At 69.6% G+C, this 21965-nt stretch carries 18 protein-coding genes; 10 read left to right on the top strand and 8 right to left on the bottom strand.

Annotated features, from left to right (window positions below; all coding sequences use genetic code 11):
- The first annotated feature begins 2 nt into the window (after positions 1-2).
- Together AB0M73_RS37925 and AB0M73_RS37930 are read left to right on the top strand one after the other, a co-directional pair.
- Positions 3-1094: an MAB_1171c family putative transporter gene (locus AB0M73_RS37925; protein WP_363901696.1), complete on the top strand. Its 1092-nt coding sequence runs from the start codon at positions 3-5 to the stop codon at positions 1092-1094.
- Complete coding sequence (locus AB0M73_RS37930; protein WP_363901699.1) at positions 1091-1972, top strand: phytoene/squalene synthase family protein; 882 nt, start codon at positions 1091-1093, stop codon at positions 1970-1972. Before AB0M73_RS37925 ends, AB0M73_RS37930 begins: the two co-directional genes overlap by 4 nt.
- Here AB0M73_RS37930 and AB0M73_RS37935 read toward each other — a convergent pair.
- The 4 genes from AB0M73_RS37935 to sucC form a co-directional block, all read right to left on the bottom strand.
- Positions 1940-2392: an XRE family transcriptional regulator gene (locus tag AB0M73_RS37935; RefSeq protein ID WP_157495096.1), complete on the bottom strand. Its 453-nt coding sequence runs from the start codon at positions 2390-2392 to the stop codon at positions 1940-1942. The genes AB0M73_RS37930 and AB0M73_RS37935 overlap by 33 nt on opposite strands.
- A gap of 290 nt (positions 2393-2682) precedes the next feature.
- Positions 2683-3036 (bottom strand): MerR family transcriptional regulator, encoded by a 354-nt coding sequence (locus AB0M73_RS37940; protein WP_363901703.1) that lies wholly within the window; start codon positions 3034-3036, stop codon positions 2683-2685.
- Between the two features lie 92 nt (positions 3037-3128).
- Entirely contained in the window at positions 3129-4007 is an 879-nt protein-coding gene (sucD, locus tag AB0M73_RS37945; RefSeq protein ID WP_363901705.1) for a succinate--CoA ligase subunit alpha, read from the bottom strand.
- 1 nt (position 4008) lies between these two features.
- Positions 4009-5274 (bottom strand): ADP-forming succinate--CoA ligase subunit beta, encoded by a 1266-nt coding sequence (gene sucC / locus AB0M73_RS37950; protein WP_363901708.1) that lies wholly within the window; start codon positions 5272-5274, stop codon positions 4009-4011.
- An 84-nt stretch (positions 5275-5358) separates the two neighbouring features.
- Here sucC and AB0M73_RS37955 point away from each other — a divergent pair, with 84 nt between their 5' ends.
- From AB0M73_RS37955 to AB0M73_RS37970, 4 genes are all read left to right on the top strand, one after another.
- Positions 5359-7083 carry a thiamine pyrophosphate-binding protein gene (locus AB0M73_RS37955; protein ID WP_363901711.1) on the top strand — a complete coding sequence of 575 codons (1725 nt, stop codon included), beginning with the start codon at positions 5359-5361 and terminating at the stop codon, positions 7081-7083.
- A 14-nt stretch (positions 7084-7097) separates the two neighbouring features.
- Positions 7098-8327 carry a formyl-CoA transferase gene (gene frc / locus AB0M73_RS37960; protein WP_363901714.1) on the top strand — a complete coding sequence of 410 codons (1230 nt, stop codon included), beginning with the start codon at positions 7098-7100 and terminating at the stop codon, positions 8325-8327.
- Positions 8328-8337: 10 nt separating this feature from the next.
- Positions 8338-10476: an acetate--CoA ligase family protein gene (locus AB0M73_RS37965; RefSeq protein WP_363901716.1), complete on the top strand. Its 2139-nt coding sequence runs from the start codon at positions 8338-8340 to the stop codon at positions 10474-10476.
- A 123-nt stretch (positions 10477-10599) separates the two neighbouring features.
- Positions 10600-11982 carry an OFA family MFS transporter gene (locus tag AB0M73_RS37970; RefSeq protein WP_363901719.1) on the top strand — a complete coding sequence of 461 codons (1383 nt, stop codon included), beginning with the start codon at positions 10600-10602 and terminating at the stop codon, positions 11980-11982.
- A gap of 14 nt (positions 11983-11996) precedes the next feature.
- Here the strand turns inward: AB0M73_RS37970 and AB0M73_RS37975 are convergent, their stop codons facing one another.
- A complete protein-coding gene (locus tag AB0M73_RS37975) occupies positions 11997-12743 on the bottom strand; it encodes a GntR family transcriptional regulator (protein WP_363901722.1) in 747 nt (248 codons plus the stop codon).
- 223 nt (positions 12744-12966) lie between these two features.
- On the opposite strand from AB0M73_RS37975, the gene AB0M73_RS37980 reads away from it, so the two are divergent.
- From AB0M73_RS37980 to AB0M73_RS37995, 4 genes are all read left to right on the top strand, one after another.
- Complete coding sequence (locus tag AB0M73_RS37980) at positions 12967-13950, top strand: 2-dehydropantoate 2-reductase (RefSeq protein WP_363901725.1); 984 nt, start codon at positions 12967-12969, stop codon at positions 13948-13950.
- Positions 13951-13990: 40 nt separating this feature from the next.
- Positions 13991-15907, top strand: coding sequence for a molybdopterin-dependent oxidoreductase (locus tag AB0M73_RS37985; protein ID WP_363901728.1), 1917 nt, complete (start codon positions 13991-13993; stop codon positions 15905-15907).
- A complete protein-coding gene (locus AB0M73_RS37990) occupies positions 15907-17562 on the top strand; it encodes an NADH-ubiquinone oxidoreductase-F iron-sulfur binding region domain-containing protein (RefSeq protein ID WP_363901731.1) in 1656 nt (551 codons plus the stop codon). The genes AB0M73_RS37985 and AB0M73_RS37990 overlap by 1 nt, the downstream gene beginning before the upstream one ends.
- 150 nt (positions 17563-17712) lie before the next feature.
- On the top strand, positions 17713-18558 hold the full coding sequence (locus AB0M73_RS37995; RefSeq protein WP_363901734.1) for a 2Fe-2S iron-sulfur cluster-binding protein: 846 nt from the start codon (positions 17713-17715) through the stop codon (positions 18556-18558).
- An 86-nt stretch (positions 18559-18644) separates the two neighbouring features.
- On the opposite strand, the gene AB0M73_RS38000 is transcribed toward AB0M73_RS37995, so the two are convergent.
- Genes AB0M73_RS38000 through AB0M73_RS38010 form a run of 3 tightly spaced genes read right to left on the bottom strand, consistent with a single transcriptional unit; the run spans position 18645 to position 21912 of the window.
- Complete coding sequence (locus AB0M73_RS38000) at positions 18645-19175, bottom strand: hypothetical protein (protein WP_363901760.1); 531 nt, start codon at positions 19173-19175, stop codon at positions 18645-18647.
- The gene (locus tag AB0M73_RS38005; RefSeq protein ID WP_363901737.1) at positions 19175-20167 is read right to left on the bottom strand and encodes a hypothetical protein; all 993 of its coding nucleotides are present in this window, start codon (positions 20165-20167) and stop codon (positions 19175-19177) included. Before AB0M73_RS38005 ends, AB0M73_RS38000 begins: the two co-directional genes overlap by 1 nt.
- A 59-nt stretch (positions 20168-20226) precedes the next feature.
- Positions 20227-21912: a hypothetical protein gene (locus AB0M73_RS38010; protein ID WP_363901739.1), complete on the bottom strand. Its 1686-nt coding sequence runs from the start codon at positions 21910-21912 to the stop codon at positions 20227-20229.
- Positions 21913-21965 lie beyond the last annotated feature (53 nt).

Genomic DNA, 21965 nt, shown 5'->3' on the forward strand with positions numbered 1-21965 from the left:
CCGTGCTGACCGCGGCGCTCGTGGTGACGGTCGTCGTGGCCGCTGCCGCCCTGATGACCCGGCTGCGCATGCTCGTGCGCGTCACCGTCGACCGGCGGCCCGGGCATGTGCTGGCGTTGGGCTTCGTCGCGTGGTTTCTGGCTGTGCCGTTGGAGATCGAGTCCATCGCGATGGCCGTGGACCGGTGGGCCGGCTGGGCACTCGCGTGGACGCTGCTGCACGTGATCGCTTGTGCGGGCGGCTTTTTAACGCAGGCCTTCTACTGGCTGGCGACCTCCGACCGCACGGATCCCTTGCAGCGGGTCAAGGTCGCTTCGTCCGTGCGGCGGTCGGCGGTGCTGGGCGTGTCGGCGTTGACGGTCGGGCTGATCCTGTTCGCGACTCGGCCCCGTGATGTGAACTTCCTGAGCGGACCCGCCGGTCGGATGGTCACGCCCGGCCCGGTGCATCCCGTCGCGGCGCTGACGTACATCGTCATCGTCAGCTACTTCGCTTACACCATCGCGAGTTTCACCGTCACGTCATGGCGGTGGGCGGCCAAGGCCGACCTACTGTGGCTGCGGCGCGGACTGCGCATCCACACCGTCGGCTGCGTGTTCGGGCTCGTGTTCTGCGCGCACGTGATCGGTTACCAGCTGACCGAGGCGGTCGGGATCATCCCGCCGTGGCCCGAGTTGCAGGGCGACGGCGCCCTGGTCGCGTTGAGCCTGCTGCCCGCCTTCATCGGCGTGACCGCGCCCGGCTGGGGGCCTCGGGTCGAGGGATTTGCCCGCTCGCTGCGGCACTACCGGCATCGGCGGCGGCTGTATCCGTTGTGGCGCAGCCTGAGCGGCTCCGTCGTCACACTCGACCCGCCCCGGTCCGAGTGGCAGGACCGTCTGCGGCTGCGGCCCGGGCAACAGCACGCCCTGGTGTACCGGCGGGTCATCGAGCTGTGGGACGGGTTGCTTGCCTTGCACCCCACCATGTCCGGCTCGGTCGGGCTGGACGGGCCGGATCTGGCCGGGGACATAGACTGGTGGCTGGAGATCGCGCGGGCCGTGCGTTCCCGTCCGCTCGACGAAGTGTTGGCCTCCTACCAGGGACAGTCGTGACCTCTGAGCTCGATGCCGCCGGTATCCGCGATCCCCGGCTGCGCGCGTGTTACCTGCGGTGCAAGCAGTTGCTCGTCTCGCACGACAAGTCCTACTACGTGGCGTCGTTGCTGCTGCCGCCGGCCAAACGGCCACACGCGCACGCCGTCTACGGCTTCGCCCGGCACGCCGACGAGATGGTCGACGGCGTCGACACGTCGTCCTTCGCTGCATGGCGGGACCGGATCCTGGCCGACCTCAAGGCCGGCGAGACCTCCGACGAGATCGCCGGGGCGTTGCTGCACACCATGCGGACCTGGGACATTCCCCGGCATCTCGTCGAGACCTTCCTCGACGCCATGGCCTCGGACCTGGTCGTCACCTCGTACGAGACGTATGCCGATCTCGAGGTCTACATGCACGGCGCCGCCGGGACCATGGCCTTGCAGCTGGCCCCGGTTCTCGGCGCTTCGTCCGACGAGGCGCTGGCGGCCATGCGGGCCATGGGCCTCGCCTTCCAGCTCACCAACATCCTCCGCGACGTCGGCGACGACCTTCGTCGGGGCCGCGTCTACCTGCCGGCCGAGGACCTCCGCCGCTTCGACGTCACCGAGATCGTGCCCGGGCCGGCGTTGACCGAGCTGCTCCGCTTCGAGATCGCCCGCACCCGGGAGCTGTACCGCCAGGCCCGGGCCGGGATTCCGCTGCTGCACCCCACCGGCCGTCAGACCGCGCTCGCCGGCATCGACCTGTACGGCGGCATTCTCGGCGCCATCGAGCGGGCCGACTACGACGTGCTCAGCCGGCGGGTCAGCGTCGGCACCGGTCGCCAGTTGGCCATCGCCGTGCCGGCGTTGTTCCGGTCCCTAGCTGCCCGCTTCACGGTCGGTCCGGCGTAACTCCATCACCTGTTCGAGCAGCACCTTCGCCGCCTCCGCGAGCTGGCCGCTGTCCTGCTCCAGCAGCATGGCCCGCAGGGCGAAGGCGAGGACGCCCTTGTCGCGCCACTCGGCCAGCCGCATCAGGTCCCGGTGGATGCCCGCCACCTTCTCGGCCGCCTGCGGCGTGGTCGGCGTCAGGAAGTACACCGGGTCCAGGTCGAAGAACGTCGCCAGGCCCTGGACCACGTTCACCGTCGGGTTGTCCCGCTCGCCGCCGCGCAGCATGCCGATGTACGAGCCGGTCACCTTCACACCCAGCTCGCCCAGCGCCGCCGCCACCTCCGTGTTGCGGTACTCCGGCCCTTCCGGGCCGTTCGGCCGCACCGCGTCGAAGGCGGCATTGAGTTTGTCCCGGAAGCTCAGCACAGCGTCCCCCACTCCGCTCAACTGATGTCGCCCCGCCGGGGTCGACCTACCCAAGAGTAGTTGACACCCTCGGCGGCAGCCATAGACTGGTCGAGCGGTGGTCAACTGGTCTTGTGGCCCGTTGCCGTCCGAGGGGTGGACTGGTTGAGTCGAATGGCCCACGCGCCTGACGAGGGGCGGGCGTGCGGACCAGGGGAGAGATCCGACTCGGCCGCCCGTGTGGTTCCTGCTCGGCCTCGGGGGAGGGTGAGCAGGAACCCCACGCGTCTCCCGTCCACCGACATCCCGCATTCGCAGCCGGATCACGGCATGTCTTCCTGCCAGTAGGCGAACATGAGCCGGAGGCAGCGGACCTGGGCGGCGGACATGCCGGCGCTGACGGCGGCCAGGAGGGCCTCGGGGTCGGCGTCGAGCTCCTGGACGATCTCGACGAGGTCGCCCCCGTTGTCGCTGGAGAGGGCATCGGCGGCCTCTTCCAGGGACAGCCCGAGCTCGACGAGGCGCCGGGTGCGCAGCAGGAGCACGAGATCCCGCAGTTCGTAACGGCGATAGCCGTTCTCCCGCCGGGAGGGCTCGGGCAGGAGACCGATGCGGTGGTAGTGCCGCACGGTCCGTGTTGTCACCCCGGCCAAGCCGGCCAGTTCGCCGATCCGCATGGCCGCAGCAAACACCTTGACGCTGCGACGGGGGTCAACTGAGATCCGAGCGGCGATCCGGGATCGGCACCGGATCGCCGCTCGGCGTTCGGTCACCCGGTGAGCAGTTCCCGGGCCAGCAGGGCGGTCTCGCCGGGAGTGCGGCCGACGGCGATGCCGGCGGCCTCCAGCGCGACCTTCTTGGCGGCGGCGGTGCCGGAGGAGCCGGAGACGATGGCGCCGGCGTGGCCCATGGTCTTGCCCTCGGGCGCGGTGAAACCGGCGACGTAGCCGACGACGGGCTTGGTGACGTGCTGCTGCACGAAGGCGGCGGCCCGCTCCTCGGCGTCGCCGCCGATCTCGCCGATCATGACGATGAGCTCGGTCTCCGGATCGTCCTGGAACGCCCGCAGCGCGTCGATGTGGGTGGTGCCGACGATGGGGTCGCCGCCGATGCCGACGGCGGTGGAGCAGCCGAAGTCCCGCAGCTCGTGCATCAGCTGGTAGGTCAGCGTGCCGGACTTGGACACCACGCCGACCCGGCCGGGCTTGGTGATGTCGGCCGGAATGATGCCGGCGTTGCACTTGCCGGGGCTGATCACGCCGGGGCAGTTGGGCCCGATGATCCGGGTCCTGCTGCCGGCGGAGTGGGCCCAGAACGCGGCGGTGTCGTGCACCGGCACGCCCTCGGTGATCACGACGGCCAGCCCGATGCCGGCGTCGACGGCCTCGATCACGGCCGCCTTGACGAACGGCGGCGGCACGAACAGCACCGACACGTCGGCGCCGGTGGCGGCCATGGCCTCGGCCACGCCGCCGAACACCGGCAGGGTCCTGCCCTCGACGGCCAACGACTGCCCGGCCTTGCGGGCGTTGACGCCGCCGACGATGGTGGTGCCGGACCGCAGCATCCGTGCGGTGTGCTTGCTGCCCTCGGAGCCGGTCATGCCCTGCACGACAACCCGGCTGCCCTCGTCGATGAAGATCGCCATGTCACGCTCCCTGCGCCGCGAGCCGGGCGGCGGTGCGCGCCGCGTCGTCCATCGTCTCCACCATCGTCACGAGGGGATGCCCGGCCTCGACCAGGATCTCCCGCCCCCGCTTGACGTTGTTGCCGTCCAACCGCACCACCAGTGGCTTGGTGGCGCGGGAACCCAGCATTCCCAACGCCTGCAGGATGCCGTCGGCGACGGCGTCGCAGGCGGTGATGCCGCCGAACACGTTCACGAAGACGCTGCGAACGTCGGCGTCGCCGAGGATGATCTCCAGCCCGTCGGCCATCACCTGCGCCGACGCGCCGCCGCCGATGTCGAGGAAGTTCGCCGGCCCGGCCCCGCCGGCCTGGGCGACGACGTCCAAAGTGGACATCACCAGCCCGGCACCGTTGCCGATCACGCCGACGTCGCCGGTCAGCTTGACGTAGTTGAGCCCCTTGGCGTGCGCGGCCCGCTCCAGCGGGTCGGACACCTCGGTGCCGAACGGACGCTGAGCATGCCGGAACGAGGCGCTCTCGTCCAGGGTGACCTTGCCGTCCAGCGCGATGATCTCGCCGGATTCGGTGCGCACCAGCGGGTTCACCTCGACCAGGGTGCAGTCCTCGGCCACGAACACGTCCCACAGCTTGACGATCACCTCGGCCGCCGCGGCCGGAAGTCCGGCCGCCAGGGCGATGTCGGCCGCCTGGCCCAGGTCCATGTCGACCACGGGCCGCCGCACCAGGGCGTCGGGCCGGGTGGCGGCGACCTCCTCGATGTCCATGCCGCCCTCGGCCGAGGCCATCGCCAGCCACGTCCGGTTGGCCCGGTCCAGCAGGAAGGAGAAGTAGTACTCGTCGGCGATCGTGGACGCGGCGGTCACCAGCACCTTGTGCACGGTGTGCCCCTTGATGTCCATGCCGAGTATGGCCTCGGCGGCGGCCCGCGCCTCGGTGGGCGTCCGCGCCAGCTTGACGCCGCCGGCCTTGCCGCGGCCGCCGACCTTCACCTGGGCCTTGACCACGGCCGGTCCGCCGATGTCCACGGCGGCGGCGTGGGCGCCCGCGGCGGTGCTGGTCACCTCGCCCGGTGGCACCGGCACACCGTGACGGGCGAACAGATCCCTGGCCTCGTGTTCGAACAGATCCAACGTGCGGCCCTCCTGGAGAACTCGCGCGGGGTGGCTGGGGCCGGCCGGGGTCTTCCGCCCTGTGGATTTTTCCCTCGGGCTGGGCTTTCCCCTGGGCGCCAAGATCGCGAAATCTTCTCGACTTGCTCTGGACACCGGGCCGGAACAGGCGTAAGCATATGCCTACTCCATATCGTATGCAATCTACAGTGCAGCGGAGCCGGCGAGGAGTTGACCAGCATGGTGGGAACAGAACCCGTGGTAGACAGCCAGACGGCGAACGGATCCGCCCCCGCGCCCCAGATGATCACCGGTGGCCATCTCGTCGCGAAGGCGCTCAAGGCCGAGGGCGTCGACACGATATTCACCCTGTGCGGCGGGCACATCATCGATATCTACGACGGATGCGTCGACGAGGGCATCAGGGTCATCGACGTCCGCCACGAGCAGGTCGCCGCGCACGCCGCCGACGGGTACGCCCGCGTGACGGGCACGCCGGGTTGCGCAGTGGTCACCGCGGGCCCGGGCACGACGAACGCGGTCACCGGCGTGGCCAACGCCTTCCGCGCGGAGAGCCCGATGCTGCTCATCGGCGGCCAGGGAGCCCTGACGCAGCACAAGATGGGCTCACTGCAGGACTTGCCGCACGTCGACATGATGAACCCGATCACCAAGTTCAGTGCCACGGTGCCGGACACGGCCCGGGCGGCGGACATGGTGTCGATGGCGTTCCGGGAGGCCCTCAACGGCGCGCCCGGCCCGTCGTACCTGGAGATCCCGCGCGACGTGCTGGACGGCAAGGTGCCGGTGGAGAAGGCCCGCGTGCCGCAGGCCGGCCGCTACCGCGCCTCGACCCGGCAGGCCGGCGACCCCGAGGCGGTGGAGAAGCTCGCGGACCTGTTGGTGCACGCCAAAAAGCCGGCGATCCTGCTCGGCAGCCAGGTCTGGACCACGCGGGGCACCAACGCGGCCATCGACCTGGTGCGCAACCTGAACATCCCGGCCTTCATGAACGGCGCCGCCCGCGGCTCGCTGCCGCCCGGCGACCCGCACCACCTCCAGCTGTCGCGCCGCTACGCCTTCGACAACGCCGACGTGATCGTCATCGTCGGCACCCCCTTCGACTTCCGGATGGGGTACGGGCGAAGGCTTTCCACCAAGGCGACCGTGGTGCAGATCGACCTGGACTACCGCACCGTCGGCAAGAACCGGGACATCGACCTCGGCATCGTCGGCGACGCCGGCCTGATCCTGGCCTCGGTCACCGCCGCCGCCTCCGGCCGGGTCGACAACGGCGCGACCGGCCGCAAGCCGTGGCTGGAGGAGCTGCACAAGGTCGAGGACCAGGCGCGGCAGAAGCGGTTGCCGCAGCTGCACTCCGACGCCAACCCGATCCACCCGTACCGGCTGATGCACGAGATCAACCAGTTCATCACCGAGGACTCCATCTACGTCGGCGACGGCGGCGACATCGTCACCTTCTCCGGCCAGGTGCTGCAGCCCCGCTCGCCCGGCCACTGGATGGACCCGGGCCCGCTGGGCACGCTCGGCGTCGGCATCTCCTTCGTGATGGCGGCCAAGCTGGCCCGGCCCGACAAGGAGGTCGTGGCGCTCTTCGGTGACGGCGCGTTCTCCATGACCGGCTGGGACTTCGAGACGCTGGTCCGCTTCAACCTGCCGTTCGTCGGCATCGTCGGCAACAACTCGTCGATGAACCAGATCCGCTACGGCCAGGCTCAGAAGTACGGCCTGGCCAGGGAACGCGTCGGCAACACGCTGGGCGACGTGCGCTACAGCGAGTTCGCCAAGATGCTCGGCGGCTACGGCGAGGAGGTGCGCGACCCGGCCGACATCGGCCCGGCGCTGCTGCGCGCCCGCGAGTCCGGCCTGCCGTCGCTGATCAACGTCTGGGTCGACCCGGACGCGTACGCCCCCGGAACCATGAACCAGACCATGTACAAGTGAGTTTGGGAGTCGCTATGGGCAAGGCGCTGGAGGGCGTGCGCGTCCTCGACATGACCCACGTGCAGTCCGGTCCGTCGTCCACCCAGCTGCTGGCCTGGCTGGGCGCGGACGTGATCAAGCTGGAGACGCCGGGCCGCGGGGACATCACCCGCGGCCAGCTCCGGGACATCCCGGGCGAGGACAGCCTCTACTTCACCATGTTGAACTCCAACAAGCGCAGCATCACGCTCAACATGAAGAGCGAGGACGGCGCCAGGATCTTCGGCCAGCTGGTGTCCGATGTGGACATCCTGGTGGAGAACTTCGGGCCGGGCGTGATCGACCGCTTCGGCTTCTCCTGGGAGAAGCTGGCCGAGCTCAACCCGCGGCTGATCTACGCCTCCGTCAAGGGTTTCGGCCCCGGGCGCTACGCCGACTTCAAGGCCTACGAGGTGATCGCGCAGGCCATGGGCGGCTCGATGAGCACCACCGGCTTCGAGGAGGGCCCGCCCACCGCGACCGGCGCCCAGATCGGCGACTCCGGCACGGGCATCCACCTGGTGGCCGCGATCCTGGCGGCGCTGTACCAGCGCACCAACTCCGGCCGTGGGCAGCGGGTGCAGGTGGCCATGCAGGACGCGGTGCTCAACCTGTGCCGGGTCAAGCTGCGCGACCAGCAGCGCCTGGTCCACGGACCGCTGGGGGAGTACCCGAACGAGAGCTTCGGCGACGAGGTCCCCCGTTCCGGCAACGCTTCCGGCGGCGGGCAGCCGGGCTGGGCGGTGCGCTGCGCGCCCGGCGGCCCCAACGACTACATCTACGTGATCATCCAGCCGCCCGGCTGGCGGCCGATCACCGAGCTGATCGGCAAGCCGGAGCTGGCCGACGACCCGCAGTGGGCGACGCCGGAGGCGCGACTGTCCAAGTTGGACAAGGTGTTCGCGATGGTCGAGGACTGGACCAGCAACCTCACCAAGTGGGACGTCATGGAGCAGCTCAACGCGGTCAACGTGCCGTGCGGGCCGATCCTGTCGACCAAGGAGCTCATCGAGGACGAGACGCTGGCCGAGCTGGGCTCCGTGGTCGAGGTGGCGCACCCGGGCCGCGGCACGTACAAGACGGTCGGCTGCCCGCTCAAGCTGTCGGACTCGCCGGTGGACATCACCCGCTCGCCGCTGCTGGGCGAGCACAACGCCGAAGTGCTCGGCGACCTGGGCTACGGACCCGACCAGCTGGAGCGGCTGCGCGCCGCCGGCGTGATCTGAGGGATTGGGAATGGGGAATTACGACCGCGAGGCGGTCCAGAAGGTGCTGGCGCAGGTCGCGGCGGACGGCCGCGACTCGCTGACCGCGCCCGAGGGCAAGATCGTCTGCGACGCGTACGGCATCGCCACGCCCGACGAGGGACTGGCCACCGACTCCGAGCAGGCGGTGGAGCTGGCCGAGCGGATGGGCTTCCCGGTGGTGCTCAAGATCGTGTCGCCGGACATCCTGCACAAGACCGAGGCCGGCGGCGTGCTGGTGGGCATGTCCGACGCCGCCCAGGTGGCGCACGGATTCCGCACCATCACGGCCAATGCCAAGATCTACGACCCGAACGCCAGGATCCTCGGCATCCAGGTGCAGCAGATGCTGCCGGCCGGGCAGGAGGTCATCGTCGGGGCGACCACCGACCAGACCTTCGGCAAGATCGTGGCCTTCGGCCTCGGCGGTGTGCTGGTCGAGGTGCTCAAGGACGTCACCTTCCGGCTGGCGCCGACGGATCGCTCGCAGGCGATGTCCATGATCGACGGCATCGCGGCGGCCGAGATCCTGCGCGGCGTGCGCGGCGCGGAGCCGGCCGACCGGGAGGCCATCGCCGACCTGATCACCCGCGTTTCCGACCTGGTCACGGATTTCCCGCAGCTGTCCGAAGTGGACCTCAACCCGGTGCTGGCCACGCCGACCGGCGCGACCGCGGTGGACGTGCGGGTGCTGGTCGACGCCGATGCGGCCGCCGAGCCGTTCCGGTTCTCCCAGCAGGAGATCCTCGCCGCGATGAACCGGATCATGAAGCCGGCCGCGGTGGCGGTGATCGGGGCGTCGGCCGAGGACGGCAAGATCGGCAACTCGGTGATGAAGAACCTGGTCAACGGCGGCTACCGCGGGGAGATCTACCCGATCAACCCGAAGGCCACGGAGATACTGGAGCGCAAGGCCTTCGCCAGCATCGGCGACGTGCCCGGCGACGTGGACGTGGCGGTGTTCGCCATCCCGGCCAAGTTCGTGCCGCAGGCCCTGCGTGAAGTGGGCGAGAAGGGGGTTGCCGGCGCGATCCTCATCCCGTCCGGCTTCGGCGAGACCGGCAACCACGAGCTGCAGGACGAGATCGTGAGGATCGCTCGTGAGCACGACGTGCGCATCCTCGGGCCGAACATCTACGGCTACTACTACACGCCGGAGCACCTGTCGGCGACGTTCTGCACGCCGTACGACGTGCAGGGCGGGGTGGCGCTGTCCTCGCAGAGCGGCGGCATCGGCATGGCCATCCTCGGCTTCAGCCGGTCGGCGCAGATGGGCGTGTCGGCGATCGTCGGCGTCGGCAACAAGGCCGACATCGACGAGGACGACCTGCTGACGTTCTTCGAGCACGACGACAACACCAACCTGATCGCCATGCACCTGGAGGACCTCAAGGACGGCCGGTCCTTCGCGGAGACGGCCAAGCGGGTCTCCCGGACCAAGCCGATCGTGGTGCTCAAGGCCGGCCGCACGGCGCAGGGCGCCAAGGCGGCCAGCTCCCACACGGGGGCGTTGGCCGGCAACGACAAGGTCTACGACGACATCCTGCGGCAGAGCGGCGTCATCCGGGCGCCGGGCCTGAACGACATGCTGGAGTACGCCCGTGGCGTGCCGCTGCTGCCGACCCCCAAGGGCGAGAACGTCGTGATCATCACCGGCGCCGGCGGCTCGGGTGTGCTGCTGTCGGACGCCTGCGTGGACAACGGCCTCACGCTGATGTCCATTCCGGAGGATCTGGACAGGTCCTTCCGGGAATACATCCCGCCGTTCGGCGCGGCCGGCAATCCCGTCGACATCACCGGCGGCGAACCGCCGTCGACCTATCGCAACACCATCGCGCTCGGCCTGGCCGACGAGCGGGTGCACGCGCTGATCCTGGGCTACTGGCACACCATCGTCACGCCGCCCATGGTCTTCGCCGAGCTCGTCGTCGACGTGGTCGAGCAGTACCGGGAACACGGCATCCACAAGCCGGTCGTGGCGTCGCTGTCGGGCGACGTCGAGGTGGAGGAAGCCGCCGAGTTCCTGTACCGCCACGGGATCGTGGCCTACCCGTACACCACGGAGAAGCCCGTGGCCGTGCTCGGCGCGAAGTACCGCTGGGCCCGAGAAGCCGGTCTTCTGGAGGGCTGACTTTCAGCCGGTTTGGAGGCATGATGCCGGTCCAGACTTAGCCGCTTTCACTCGTGATCTGAGACGCCTTCGGAGGGACACACAGGGGAACTGGGGACTCGCAAAGACGCGAAAGAGGCTCTGATGACCACAAGTTCCACCAGTTACAGGGAGTTGACTGACGACAACGGCAGGGTCTACCGGATCGGCGAGAGTCCCCAGGACCTCATGGGGCGATCCCGATCCTGGATGGTCTGGCTGCCGTGGATCGCGATGATCGCGGTGAGCGTCTACGAGTACGGCTGGGGCGCCGTGGTCAAGACGTTGCAGCAGAAGAACGGTTGGACGCTGACCGAGGTGTTCTGGTTGGCGACGGTGTGGGCGGTCTTCCAGGCCGCCATCGCGTTCCCCGCGGGACGCTTACGTGAGCGCAACGTGGTCTCGGCCCGGTCGGCAATGTTGTTGGGCGCGGCATTGTCGGGCGTCGGCTACTTCACCATCGCGTTCAGTGGCAACCTCGGGCTGGCGTTTCTCGGTTACTCGGTCTGCGGCGGCATCGGCGCGGGCCTCGTGTACGCCACGTGCATCAACATGGTCGGCAAGTGGTACCCGGAGAAGCGCGGTGCGCGGACCGGATTCGTCAACGGGGGCTTCGCCTACGGCGCGGTGCCGTTCATCTACATCTTCAGTGCGGTGCTCACGCCGGCCAGCACGACCCTGATCCTGTCCCTGATCGGCGTGTACATGCTGATCGTGGTCGTGTTCTGCGGGCTGATGTTCCGGGATCCGCCGAAGAACTGGTGGCCCGAGCACATCGACCCGAAGGAGTGGTCGCGCAACACGAAGACGAACAAGAGCCTGGCCAAGAACCCGCCCGCGGTGCGGCAGTTCACGCCGGGGGAGGCGATCCGCAGCGGCATGCTGCCGCTGATGTGGGTCTCGCTGGTGATCATCGGCGGGGTGTCGCTGTTCGGGATCAACTTCCAGGTCCAGTTCGCCACGGCCAGCCACTTCGGGCCGTTCGTGGCGGCGTCGTCGGCTGGCGTGCTGTCCATCGTGAACGGAACCGGCCGGGCTCTCGTCGGCTGGCTGTCCGACCACATCGGACGCCGGCAGACGCTCACCCTGGTGCTGGTGATCGCCGGCATCGCGCAGTTCGGCCTGGTCTACTCGGGCAACACGGAGAACATCGCCCTGTTCATGGTGTTCGCGTTCCTGGTCGGCTTCGGCGGGGGCGCTTTCTACCCGCTGTTCGCCGCCCTGGTGCCGGACTACTTCGGTGAGAACTACAACGCCACCAACTACGGCCTGGTGTACAGCGCCAAGCTCGTGGGCGGTGTCGGTGGCGGCGGTCTCGGCGCCATGGTGGTCTCGAGCTGGGGTTACACCGGCGCGTACGTGCTGGCCGGCTGCATCGCGCTCGTCGCGGCCGGTCTGACGTTGTTCCTACACCAGCCGGGACATCCGAAGTCCAAGACCACGGTGTCGGCCGCGGCCTCGGGCTTCGGCGCCCCAACCACCGCCTAGCGGCCCGTTCCCGATCACCTGTTCGATCGGGTCTGGGCTTGACGCTCCTCGTGGTAGGCCAGCCGGGTTCGTTCCGTGTGGACGGTCATGATCCGGCTGGCCTGCTCCGCGTCGCCGGCGGCGATGGCTTGGATCAGCTGCTCGTGCTCGCCCCAGGCGTCTTCTCCCCGCGGGCGGGCGATGGGCGTGTAGTACCAGCGGACCCTGCGGTCGACCAGGCCGATGAGCTCGGCCAGCACCGCGTTGCCCGACAGGTTCGTGATGAACGCGTGCAGCGAGGCGTTCGCCGTGACCAGGCGGTCCACGTCGTCCGCCGCCAGCGCGTCCACACCTTCGCGCTGGAGCTCCCAGAGCTGCTCGACGTCCTGTTCGCCGGCGTGCTCGGCGGCCAACCGGGCGGAGTGCGTCTCCAGCACGCTGCGCACGCTGAGCAGCTGGTCGGCCTCCTGTTCGGTCGGCGTGTGCACGAAGGCGCCCTGGGCGGGTCGCAGATCCACCCAGCCTTCGGTCTGAAGTCGTTGCAGCGCCTCGCGAACGGGCTGGCGGCTGACCCCCAGGTACTCCGCGAGCTCGATCTCGACGAGGTGCTGTCCGGGTTGGAGGGTGCGGTTGACGATCAGTTCGATGAGGGCCTCGTAGACGGCCTGGCGCAGCGGGGCGGGGCGCTCCACCTTGCGGCCGGCCGCTTCGCCGAGCGTGCCGCGGGTCGCCCGGCGTCGGTTGACCGCTCCGCCGGGGAACGGTGTCGCGGGCTCGCTCACCTGGTGCCTCCTTGAGCAAACGGGATCGGTGCTTAAAGGTTACAGAATTTCGTATGCAAAAGACACTCCTCGTGGGACGGGTCACCTTGAGTGCTCAGAGTACCGCAAATCGTGCACACAGGGCAATCAACCTGCTACCGGACGTAACACTCGCGCAGGGGTACCGTCGAACGTCGTTAGATCGCATACTGTATTCAATCTCCGCCGACACCTGAGGTGAGCCATGAAAGTCGCTGTTCTCGGCGCCGGCGCCATCGGCGCCTATGTGGGGGCGGCCCTGCACAGGGCCGGTGTCGACGTTCATCTGGTCGCGCGCGGCGCGCACCTCGCGGCGTTGCGCCGCGACGGGGTGCGGGTGCTCAGCCCACGCGGCGACTTCACCGCCAACCCGCCGTCCACCGACGATCCCGCCGAGGTCGGCGAGGCCGACTTCGTCTTCCTGGGACTCAAGGCCAACTCGTACGCCTCGTGCGGCAAGCTGCTGGCGCCGCTGCTGGGCCCGGACACCGCCATCGTGGCCGCGCAGAACGGCATCCCGTGGTGGTACTTCCACGGCCTGGCCGGACATCCGCTGGAGGGGCGGCGGATCGAGGCCGTCGACCCCGGCGGCGCGGTCAGCGAGGTGCTCGACGTGCGCCGGGCCATCGGCTGCGTCGTCTACTGCTCCACGGAGATCGAGGAGCCGGGCGTGATCCGGCACCTGGAGGGCACCCGCTTCTCCATCGGCGAGCCCGACGGCTCGATCTCCCGGCGCTGCCAGGACCTGTCGGCGGCGATGATCGCCGGCGGGCTCAAGAGCCCGGTCGAGCCGCGGCTGCGGGACGACATCTGGATCAAGCTCATGGGCAACGTCGCCTTCAATCCGCTCAGTGCCCTGACCGGCGCGACCATGGCGGAGATCTGCGCGCACGACGACACCAGGGCGGTCGTCGCGGCGATGATGGCCGAGACCGTGGCCATCGCCCGGGCGGCCGGTTCGGAGCCGTCGGTGTCGATCGAGAAGCGCATCGACGGGGCCCGGCGGGTCGGGCACCACAAGACCTCGATGCTGCAGGACCTCGAGGCGGGCAAGGCGTTGGAGACCGACGCCATCATCGGCGCCGTCGTGGAGCTGGCCGACCTCACCGGGGTCCCCGCGCCCACCCTGCGCAACGTCTACGCGGCGGTGGACCTGCTTGCCCTGAATCGTGCTAGGCGCATATCGTAGATCGCATACAGTCTGCACTGTCGGAGACTTGGGAGGCGTGATGGGCCGGAGGAAGCGGGAACCCTACGTCCGACTCACCCAGCCGCTGGTCCGCGAGGCGGGCATCTTGCGGCCGGCGAGCTGGGACGAGGCCCTGGACCGGGCCGCGGAGGGCTTTCGGCGCAACATCGAGGCCGGCGGTCCCGACGCCTTCGGCATGTTCTCGTGCGCGCGGGCCACCAACGAGATGAACTACGTGGCGCAGAAGTTCACCCGCGCGGTCATCGGCACCAACAACGTCGACTCCTGCAACCGGACCTGCCACGCCCCCAGCGTCGCGGGCCTGGCCAAGGTGTTCGACAGCGGCGGCGGCACCTCGTCGTACCAGGAGATCGAGGACGCCGACCTGATCGTGCTGTGGGGATCCAACGCCCGCGAGGCGCACCCGATCTTCTTCCAGCACGTGCTCAAGGCCGTGAACAAGGGCGCCAAGCTCTACGTCGTCGACCCGCGGCTGACCAGCACGGCCAAGTGGGCGCACAAGTGGCTGCGGCTCAACGTGGGCACGGACATTCCGCTGGCCAACGCCATCGCCCGCGAGATCATCCACTCCGGACTGGCCAACCGCTCGTTCATCGAGCGCGGCACCGAGGGCTTCGAGGAGTTCGCGGCCTCGGTCGAAGAGTGGACGCTGCCGGTGGCGGAGCTGGAGACCGGCGTGCCGGCCGAGCTGATCCGGGAGCTGGCGCACGCCTACGCCCGGGCCGACCGGGCCCAGATGTCGTGGACGCTGGGCATCACCGAGCACCACAACGGCACCGACAACGTGCTGTCGCTGATCAACCTGTCGCTGCTGGCCGGGCAGGTCGGTCGCTACGGGGCCGGGCTCAACCCGTTGCGCGGGCAGAACAACGTGCAGGGCGGCGGGGACATGGGCGCGATCCCGGACCGGCTGCCCGGCTTCCAGGACGTGGAGGACGCGGCCGTGCGGCGGGCCTTCGACGCGGTGTGGGGCTCGTCGATCCAACCCCGCAAGGGCTGGAACCTCACGCAGATGCTGGAGGCGATGGAACGCGGCGACATGACCACCGTGTACATCATCGGCGAGAATCCCGTGCAGTCCGAGGCGGACTGCGAGCACACGATCAAACGTCTGTCCAATCTGGACCACGTGGTGGTGCAGGACATCTTCCTTACCAAGACCGCGCAGCTGGCCCATGTCGTGCTGCCGGCCTCGGCCGCGTGGTGCGAGACGGACGGCACCTTCACCAACAGCGAGCGCCGGGTGCAGCGGGTGCGCAAGGCGGTCAACGCGCCCGACGGCGCGAGGGACGACATCGAGCTGCTCTGCGAGCTGGCGCGGCGCCTGGGTCACGACTGGCACTACGACGGCGCGGAGCAGGTGTGGGACGAGATGCGGGCGCTTTCCCCCATGCACCGGGGAATGAGCTACGCGCGGCTGGCCGACCTCGGGGGCATTCAGTGGCCCTGCCCGGACGAGGACAGCCTCGAACCGTCGTTCCTGCACGCCCGGTTGTGGGAGACCGATCCCGTCAAACGGGGTCGCCCGGCGCCGTTCTCGGTGCTGCGGCACAGCCCGCCGGTGGACGAGCTGAGCACGGAGTTCCCGCTCCGGCTGACCACCGGGCGGCGGCTGGACTCCTACAACACGGGCGTGCAGTCGGGCGGCTTCGAGTCCCCGATGCGTCGCGGCGAGACCCTGGACCTGTGCCCGCAGGACGCTCTGGACCTCGGCGTCGTGGCGGACGAGATGGTGCAGGTCTCGTCGCGGCGCGGGGCCATCGTGGCCCCGGTGCGGATCGACGAGGGGCTGCGGCCCGGGCTGGCCTTCATGACCTTCCACTTCCCGGACGAGGTCGACGTCAACGTGATCACCATCGAGGCCACCGACCCGGTCGCGGGCACGGCCGAGTACAAGGCGGCGGCCATCCGCGTCGACAAGTTGGTGAATCTCTGATGGACCTGCGCTTCCTGGAGGCCTCTCCGTCCACAGTGGAGCAAGACGCCATCGACATGGCACTGGCGGGCACCGATTGCGGCCGTGATCAGCTGCTGCCGGCGCTGCACGCGGCCAACGACGCCGTGGGGTGGATCAGCGAAGGCGCGTTGAACCACATCTGCCGTCGGCTGTCCGTGCCGCCGGCGGAGGCCTACGGCGTGGCCACCTTCTACTCCTTGTTCTCCATGCAGGAGCGGCCACGCAAGGTCGTGCACGTCTGCGTGGACCTGGCCTGCAAGGTCAACGGCGCCGAGGCGCTGGTGGCCGCGCAGACCGATTTCGTGGTTCGCAGCCCATGCCTGGGGGTCTGCGAACGCGCGCCGGCGGCGCTGGCCGTCGAGGCCGGCGGGGATGCCTCCTATCTGATGCCCGAGCTTCCGTTGCCGCAGCTGGGGGATTCCTCCCTGCGGCTGCTGCGGCGGGTCGGCACGGTGGATCCCCTGAGCCTGGACGACTATCGCGCCGCCGGCGGATATGCGGCCCTGCGCAACGCTTTCCTGCTCGGTCCGCAGGGCGTGATCCGCGAGGTCACCGACGCCAAGCTGATGGGCCGGGGCGGGGCGGCGTTCCCCACCGGCCGCAAGTGGGCCGCGACCGCCGGCCAGCCCGAGCGCCCGCACTACCTGGTGTGCAACGCCGACGAGAGCGAGCCGGGGACGTTCAAGGACCGGGTGCTGATGGAGGGCGACCCGTTCGCGGTGATCGAGGCGATGACCGTCGCCGCGTACGCCACCGGGTGCACCCGTGGCTACCTGTACATCCGTGGCGAGTACCCGAGGGCGTTCGCGGCCCTGACCAACGCCATCTCCGTCGCCCACGAGCGCGGCTTCCTGGGCTCGAACATCATGGGGCAGCCCGGGTTCGATTTCGACGTCGAGATCCGGCGCGGCGCCGGGGCGTACATCTGCGGCGAGGAGACCGCGATCTTCAACTCCATCGAGGGCTTCCGCGGCGAGCCTCGCAGCAAGCCGCCGTTTCCCGTGGAGAAGGGCCTGTTCGGCAAGCCGACCGTGGTCAACAATGTGGAGACGCTGGCCAACGTGCTGCTCATCCTGACCGAGGGCTGCCAGGCGTTCCACCAGGTCGGCACCGCGCAGTCCACCGGCTCCAAGCTGTTCTGCGTCTCCGGAACCGTGCCCAGGCCCGGCGTGTACGAGGTGCCGTTCGGCACGACGCTGCGGGAGTTGCTGGAGCTGGCCGGCGGCGTCGAGGACCTGCGGGCGGTGCTGCTCGGCGGCGCGGCCGGCGGGTTCTTGCGGGCGGACGAGATCGACCTTCCGCTGACCATGGAGGACGCCCGCGCCGCCGGCACCACCCTCGGTTCCGGCGTCGTGCTCGTTCTCGACGGCACCGTCGACGTCGGCGGATTCCTGTTGCGCATAGCCGAGTTCTTCCGTGACGAGTCGTGCGGGCAGTGCGTGCCGTGCCGGATCGGCACCGTGCGCCAGGAAGAGGCCCTGCACCGCATCGTCCAGCGCAAGGGCGATGCCCAGGATCTAGTGCTGCTGCGGGACGTCGGCCAGGTCATGCGGGACTCGTCCATCTGCGGCCTGGGGCAGACCGCCTGGAACGCCATCGAATCCGCCATCGACCGCCTCGGGGTGCAACTGTGACCGAGCTTGCGAGGGAACCAATGTGCACAGGGACTTGGGTCGCGGACCCGCCGAGCGCCAGCGGGGTGGGGCTGTGACCGAGCTTGCGAGGGAACCAATGTGCACAGGGACTTGGGTCGCAGACCCGCCGAGCGCCAGCGAGGTGGGACTGTGACGATCGTCGACATCGGACTGCCGCGCCGGCTGGTGGAGTTCACTCTGGACGGTGAGCAGGTCACCGTGCCCGAGGGTGCCACGATCCTCAGTGCCTGCAAGGACATGCCGACCCTGTGCTACGGGGACACGCTGGAGCCGGCCAACGCGTGCCGGGTGTGCATGGTCGAGGTCGAGGGCTCTCGCACCCTCGTGCCGTCCTGTTCCCGCAAGGTCGAGCCGGGCATGGTCGTCAACACGGACACCGAGCGCACGCGGCACAGCCGTCGCCTGGTGCTCGAACTCCTGGGCTCGGCCACCGATCTGTCCACCACGCCTCAGGTCGCCGACTGGATGGCCGACGTCGGGGCTGATCCCGCGCGCTTCGGTCCCGACGCAGCCACCGTCGCCCAGCCGGCCAAGGTCGACAATGCCCTGTACGTCAGGGACTACTCGAAGTGCATCATGTGCTACAAGTGCGTCGACGCCTGCGGCGACCAGTGGCAGAACACCTTCGCCATCGCGGTGGCCGGCCGCGGCTTCGACGCCCACATCTCCACCGAGTTCTCCGCCCCGCTGCCCGACAGCGCCTGCGTCTACTGCGGCAACTGCATCGAGGTCTGCCCCACCGGCGCACTCAGCTTCCGCCGCGAGTACGACAAACGCGCCGAGGGCACCTGGGACGAGTCGGCCCAGTCGGCCACCACCACGGTCTGCACCTTCTGCGGTGTCGGCTGCAACCTCACGCTTCACGTGCAGGACAACGAGATCGTCAAGGTCACCTCGCCGCACGAGAGCTCGGTGACCCACGGCAACCTCTGCATCAAGGGGCGCTTCGGCTGGCAGCACGTGCAGAACACCTAGGCATGACCGGGTTCTGCATGGTGGGCGACGAACGGGACTGTGCGGAGCGGCCCGCACTCGGGGAGCGAGTGCGGGCCGCCGTCCGCTCAGGCCACGGCCAGTTGTCTCACCTTGCCCCGCCGCCAGACCACGATCAGGAAGCCGATCAGGGCGACGAAGGGGATGGAGCAGACCGCCCAGCTCAGGGCCAGCGGCGGACCGGGCTGGGGCAGGACCTGGAGGTTGGTCAGGGCGCCGGCGCCGTGGCCCTGCGGGCCGTCGATGGTGAAGTCGAACTTCCAGTTGCCCTCGACCTGGAGGGCGAAGACGTCCAGGCCCCAGACGTCCCGCTTGCGCGGGTGACGGGCCATCGGCAGCGCGCGGGTGTGCGAGCCGGACGGCCCGGTGCGCATGAAGGTCCCGGTCTTGTCCTCGATGCCGCCGTCGGGGATGAAGGTGAAGTCCAACGACTGCATGGCCCGCAGCGGCCAGGTGGAGAAGCCGACGGTGAGGCCGTAGGGCCCGGCCTTGACGTGCTCGGTGTGCACGATGTTGACGGGCTCGTAGGCCAGTGCCGGCGTCGCCGTGGCGACGGGGATCAGCACAAGTGCGGCCAGCAGGGCGAAAACGCGCCGGATCACGCGGTCACCTTCTCCCGGAGTCGCAGCGTGGCGCCGAAGCGCGCGCCGAGGAAGCCGCCGAGCAGGCCGAACAGGGCGCCGGCCAGCGTGGTGACGATGAGGTCCACAGTGGTCACGGGCGGCACGAAGTCGAGCACATCCCGTTGCACGACAAAGGTGAAGCCGAGGATGAGGCCGGCGACACCGCCGGCCAGGGCCGGACCGCCGCGCCGGAACAGGAGCTCGATGGCGACGGCGGCGACGATGGCGGCCAGCGGGATGCCGCCCGGGATCAGCGGCGGCTCGCCGCCCATGCCGTCCCGCAGGGGAAGGCCGACCGCGTCGGCGTAGGTGACCGCGGCCCACGGCGTGAACACCCACAGAATCGCCTGCATGGCCAGGAGTGCGGCGCCGGTGCCGACGGCGATCCCGGGGCGGCCGACGGCCACCCGGGCGAGCACCAGCAGCAGCACGATGATCAGCGTGGTGGCGGCGACGATCGTGTCGAACGGCAGGTTGATGCCCTGGAAAGCGTTGGCGGTGATGGGGAAGAACGTCATCAGCAGGGGGACGCTGATCATCATGGCGATCCGGCCCCACCGCTGCTCCCGGCCGGCGGCGGCGACGATGACCGCGCCGACCATGGTGATGGAGATGCTGGTGAACAGGGCGATGTGCGGCGGCGAGTTCAGCACCGCGTCGAAGCCGTACACGCCGTGCCACCACAGGTCGATGAGGCCGTACAACAGGAACGCGGCCGCGCCGACGCCGGTGACGAGGTAGCCGAGCGGTGCGGTGAAGCGGCCGCCGAACACCCGGATCGCCACGCCGCCGTCCCGCGGGTCGGGGGTCTCGCCGCGACGCTGCGCGGCGGTCACGGCGAGCACCACCGCCAGGCTGGCGATGCCGGCGATGGCGCTGCCGGCGTAGAGGAACAGGTGCGGCAGCGTGAAGAAGGTGTCCGGACCCACGTCGATGTGCCACTGCACATCCCATGATGTGCCGACCATCGATATCCCCGCGCCGAGCAACACGAATCCGGCCCCTATCGGCCTCATATCCGACCCCCTCATCCGGTCACCGTCACCGGTGACACGTGTTCGTCCATTCCGGACTGGTCTCGAACGGTGGTGACGATCTCCCACTGGCCGGGCGTCATCAGCGGCAGCCCGGTCACCTTGAACCTGCCGACATCCGTGGCCACGGCCCGGATCGCACCGGACGAGTAGCCGGTGGTCGGCTGCACCGCCTGCACGGTCACGGTCGCGCCGGCCGACGGCGACACGTCCAGCTCCACGGTCCCGGTGTCCACCAGGTGGGCCTGAACCGAGTGCTTTCCCTGCTTGGCCACCGATGCCGCGCCGACGTGGATGGTCAGTGGGATCGTCTCGACGCGATAGTCGCGTTCTACCTGGATCCAGGCCTGGTAATCGCCGGCCAGCGGGAAGGTGTACGTGAAGGCCACGTCCGGCCCGTACGCGGCAACGGTCTCGTCCGGTGCGCTGTCCCCGTTCACCGGCATCAGGCCGCCCATCGACCCGGCGGCCATGGCCATGCCCGTCATGTCGCCGCCCATCGAGTGAGCGTGCACCCACACCGGCGCGTCCTGCGCCCCGCCCGGTCCGAGCGGGCCGACGGCGATCATGTGCCCGAGCATTCCCAGCCATGGCTGGAGATCTGCCTTGCCGCCAACGCGAGCGTCGACGGTTCCCGGCTGTCCGGCGGTGAACTCCGGCACGGTCACGTGCACGTCCGGCGAATCCTGTTTGGTCTCAACGGAAGCGCCGCTGGCGTCGATACCGGAGGCCGACCGCGCCAGCTGCACGCCGCCGCCGATCCGGGCCAGCTCGGCCGACACGGCGTAGTGACCGGCAACCGGGAACGCCAGCGGAACCTGGAACACGCCCGGCGCCACGCGAATCGGGTGCAGGTGCCACAGCTGCCCGGACGGCCCGATGACGATCAGGTGCGCAAGCGCGCTGTCGTGAACCATCAGGTCGTCCACCGGCCGGCCGGTCGCGCCGTCGGTCAGCGACAACGTCACGGTCGACTTCTCCTGCGTGCCAACCGAAGTGGGCGACAGCGACAGGTTGACCGGCTGCCGCGAGTAGTCGCCGGTCAACGGCTGCGCCAGCGCGTACGGATCGGTGGTGTTGACCCTGTCGGCGTCCACCTGCATCCCCGCCTGCGGCGGCAACGGCAACGTCGTCGACAACACAGCGCCGGTGATCGCCACCGCCACCCCGGCGACCGCACCGCCGACCGGGATCGTCGCCCACCAGCCGCGGCGGGCCCGAGTCGCCACGATCAGCGCCGCCAGCAGGCACACCCCGGCGGACAGGAATCCGAAGTAGACGGCCTTCTCCGGCGGGCTGACCGCCTGCGCCGCCACCACGAACGGGATGCGGGCCACCCGCTGTCCGTCGTCGATGGCCAGCTCCCACCGGCCGGCGGCGTCGACGTGGAGCTCCCCGCCGTAGGAACCGGGCCGGGCACCGAGGGCGACGGCGGTCCCCTCGGGACTGCCGGGCCCGGTGATCGACAGGCGCAGCGTCCCCGCCGGAGAACCGGCATGCGTGAGCACATCGACGTGCAGCGGACCGGGGACCCCGGTGACCCGGCGCAGCGTCACGGTCAGCTCGCGGTCGCCGAGCGTCTGCGCGACATGCACGTCGCCGCCGGCCGACGCGGTGTCCGCGTAGGCCGGTGCGACCAGCAGGAGCCCGAGCAACAGGGCGAGGACGGTGGCTTTCATCGTCGGCAACGTTAGAGAGCGAAAGCCCCCCGGTCGCCCCGGTCGCGGGGGAT

It is taken from the genome of Kutzneria sp. NPDC051319 (assembly GCF_040682195.1).
Taxonomy (GTDB): Bacteria; Actinomycetota; Actinomycetes; order Mycobacteriales; family Pseudonocardiaceae; genus Kutzneria.

Coding starts and splice junctions, on each gene's coding strand:
- AB0M73_RS37940 (WP_363901703.1), bottom strand. CDS start 3,036: ATGCGGATCGGCGAACTGGCCGGCTTGGCCGGGGTGACAACACGGACC.
- sucD (WP_363901705.1), bottom strand. CDS start 4,007: ATGGCGATCTTCATCGACGAGGGCAGCCGGGTTGTCGTGCAGGGCATG.
- AB0M73_RS37955 (WP_363901711.1), top strand. CDS start 5,359: ATGGTGGGAACAGAACCCGTGGTAGACAGCCAGACGGCGAACGGATCC.
- frc (WP_363901714.1), top strand. CDS start 7,098: ATGGGCAAGGCGCTGGAGGGCGTGCGCGTCCTCGACATGACCCACGTG.
- AB0M73_RS37965 (WP_363901716.1), top strand. CDS start 8,338: ATGGGGAATTACGACCGCGAGGCGGTCCAGAAGGTGCTGGCGCAGGTC.
- AB0M73_RS37970 (WP_363901719.1), top strand. CDS start 10,600: ATGACCACAAGTTCCACCAGTTACAGGGAGTTGACTGACGACAACGGC.
- AB0M73_RS37980 (WP_363901725.1), top strand. CDS start 12,967: ATGAAAGTCGCTGTTCTCGGCGCCGGCGCCATCGGCGCCTATGTGGGG.
- AB0M73_RS37985 (WP_363901728.1), top strand. CDS start 13,991: ATGGGCCGGAGGAAGCGGGAACCCTACGTCCGACTCACCCAGCCGCTG.
- AB0M73_RS37990 (WP_363901731.1), top strand. CDS start 15,907: ATGGACCTGCGCTTCCTGGAGGCCTCTCCGTCCACAGTGGAGCAAGAC.
- AB0M73_RS38005 (WP_363901737.1), bottom strand. CDS start 20,167: ATGGTCGGCACATCATGGGATGTGCAGTGGCACATCGACGTGGGTCCG.
- AB0M73_RS38010 (WP_363901739.1), bottom strand. CDS start 21,912: ATGAAAGCCACCGTCCTCGCCCTGTTGCTCGGGCTCCTGCTGGTCGCA.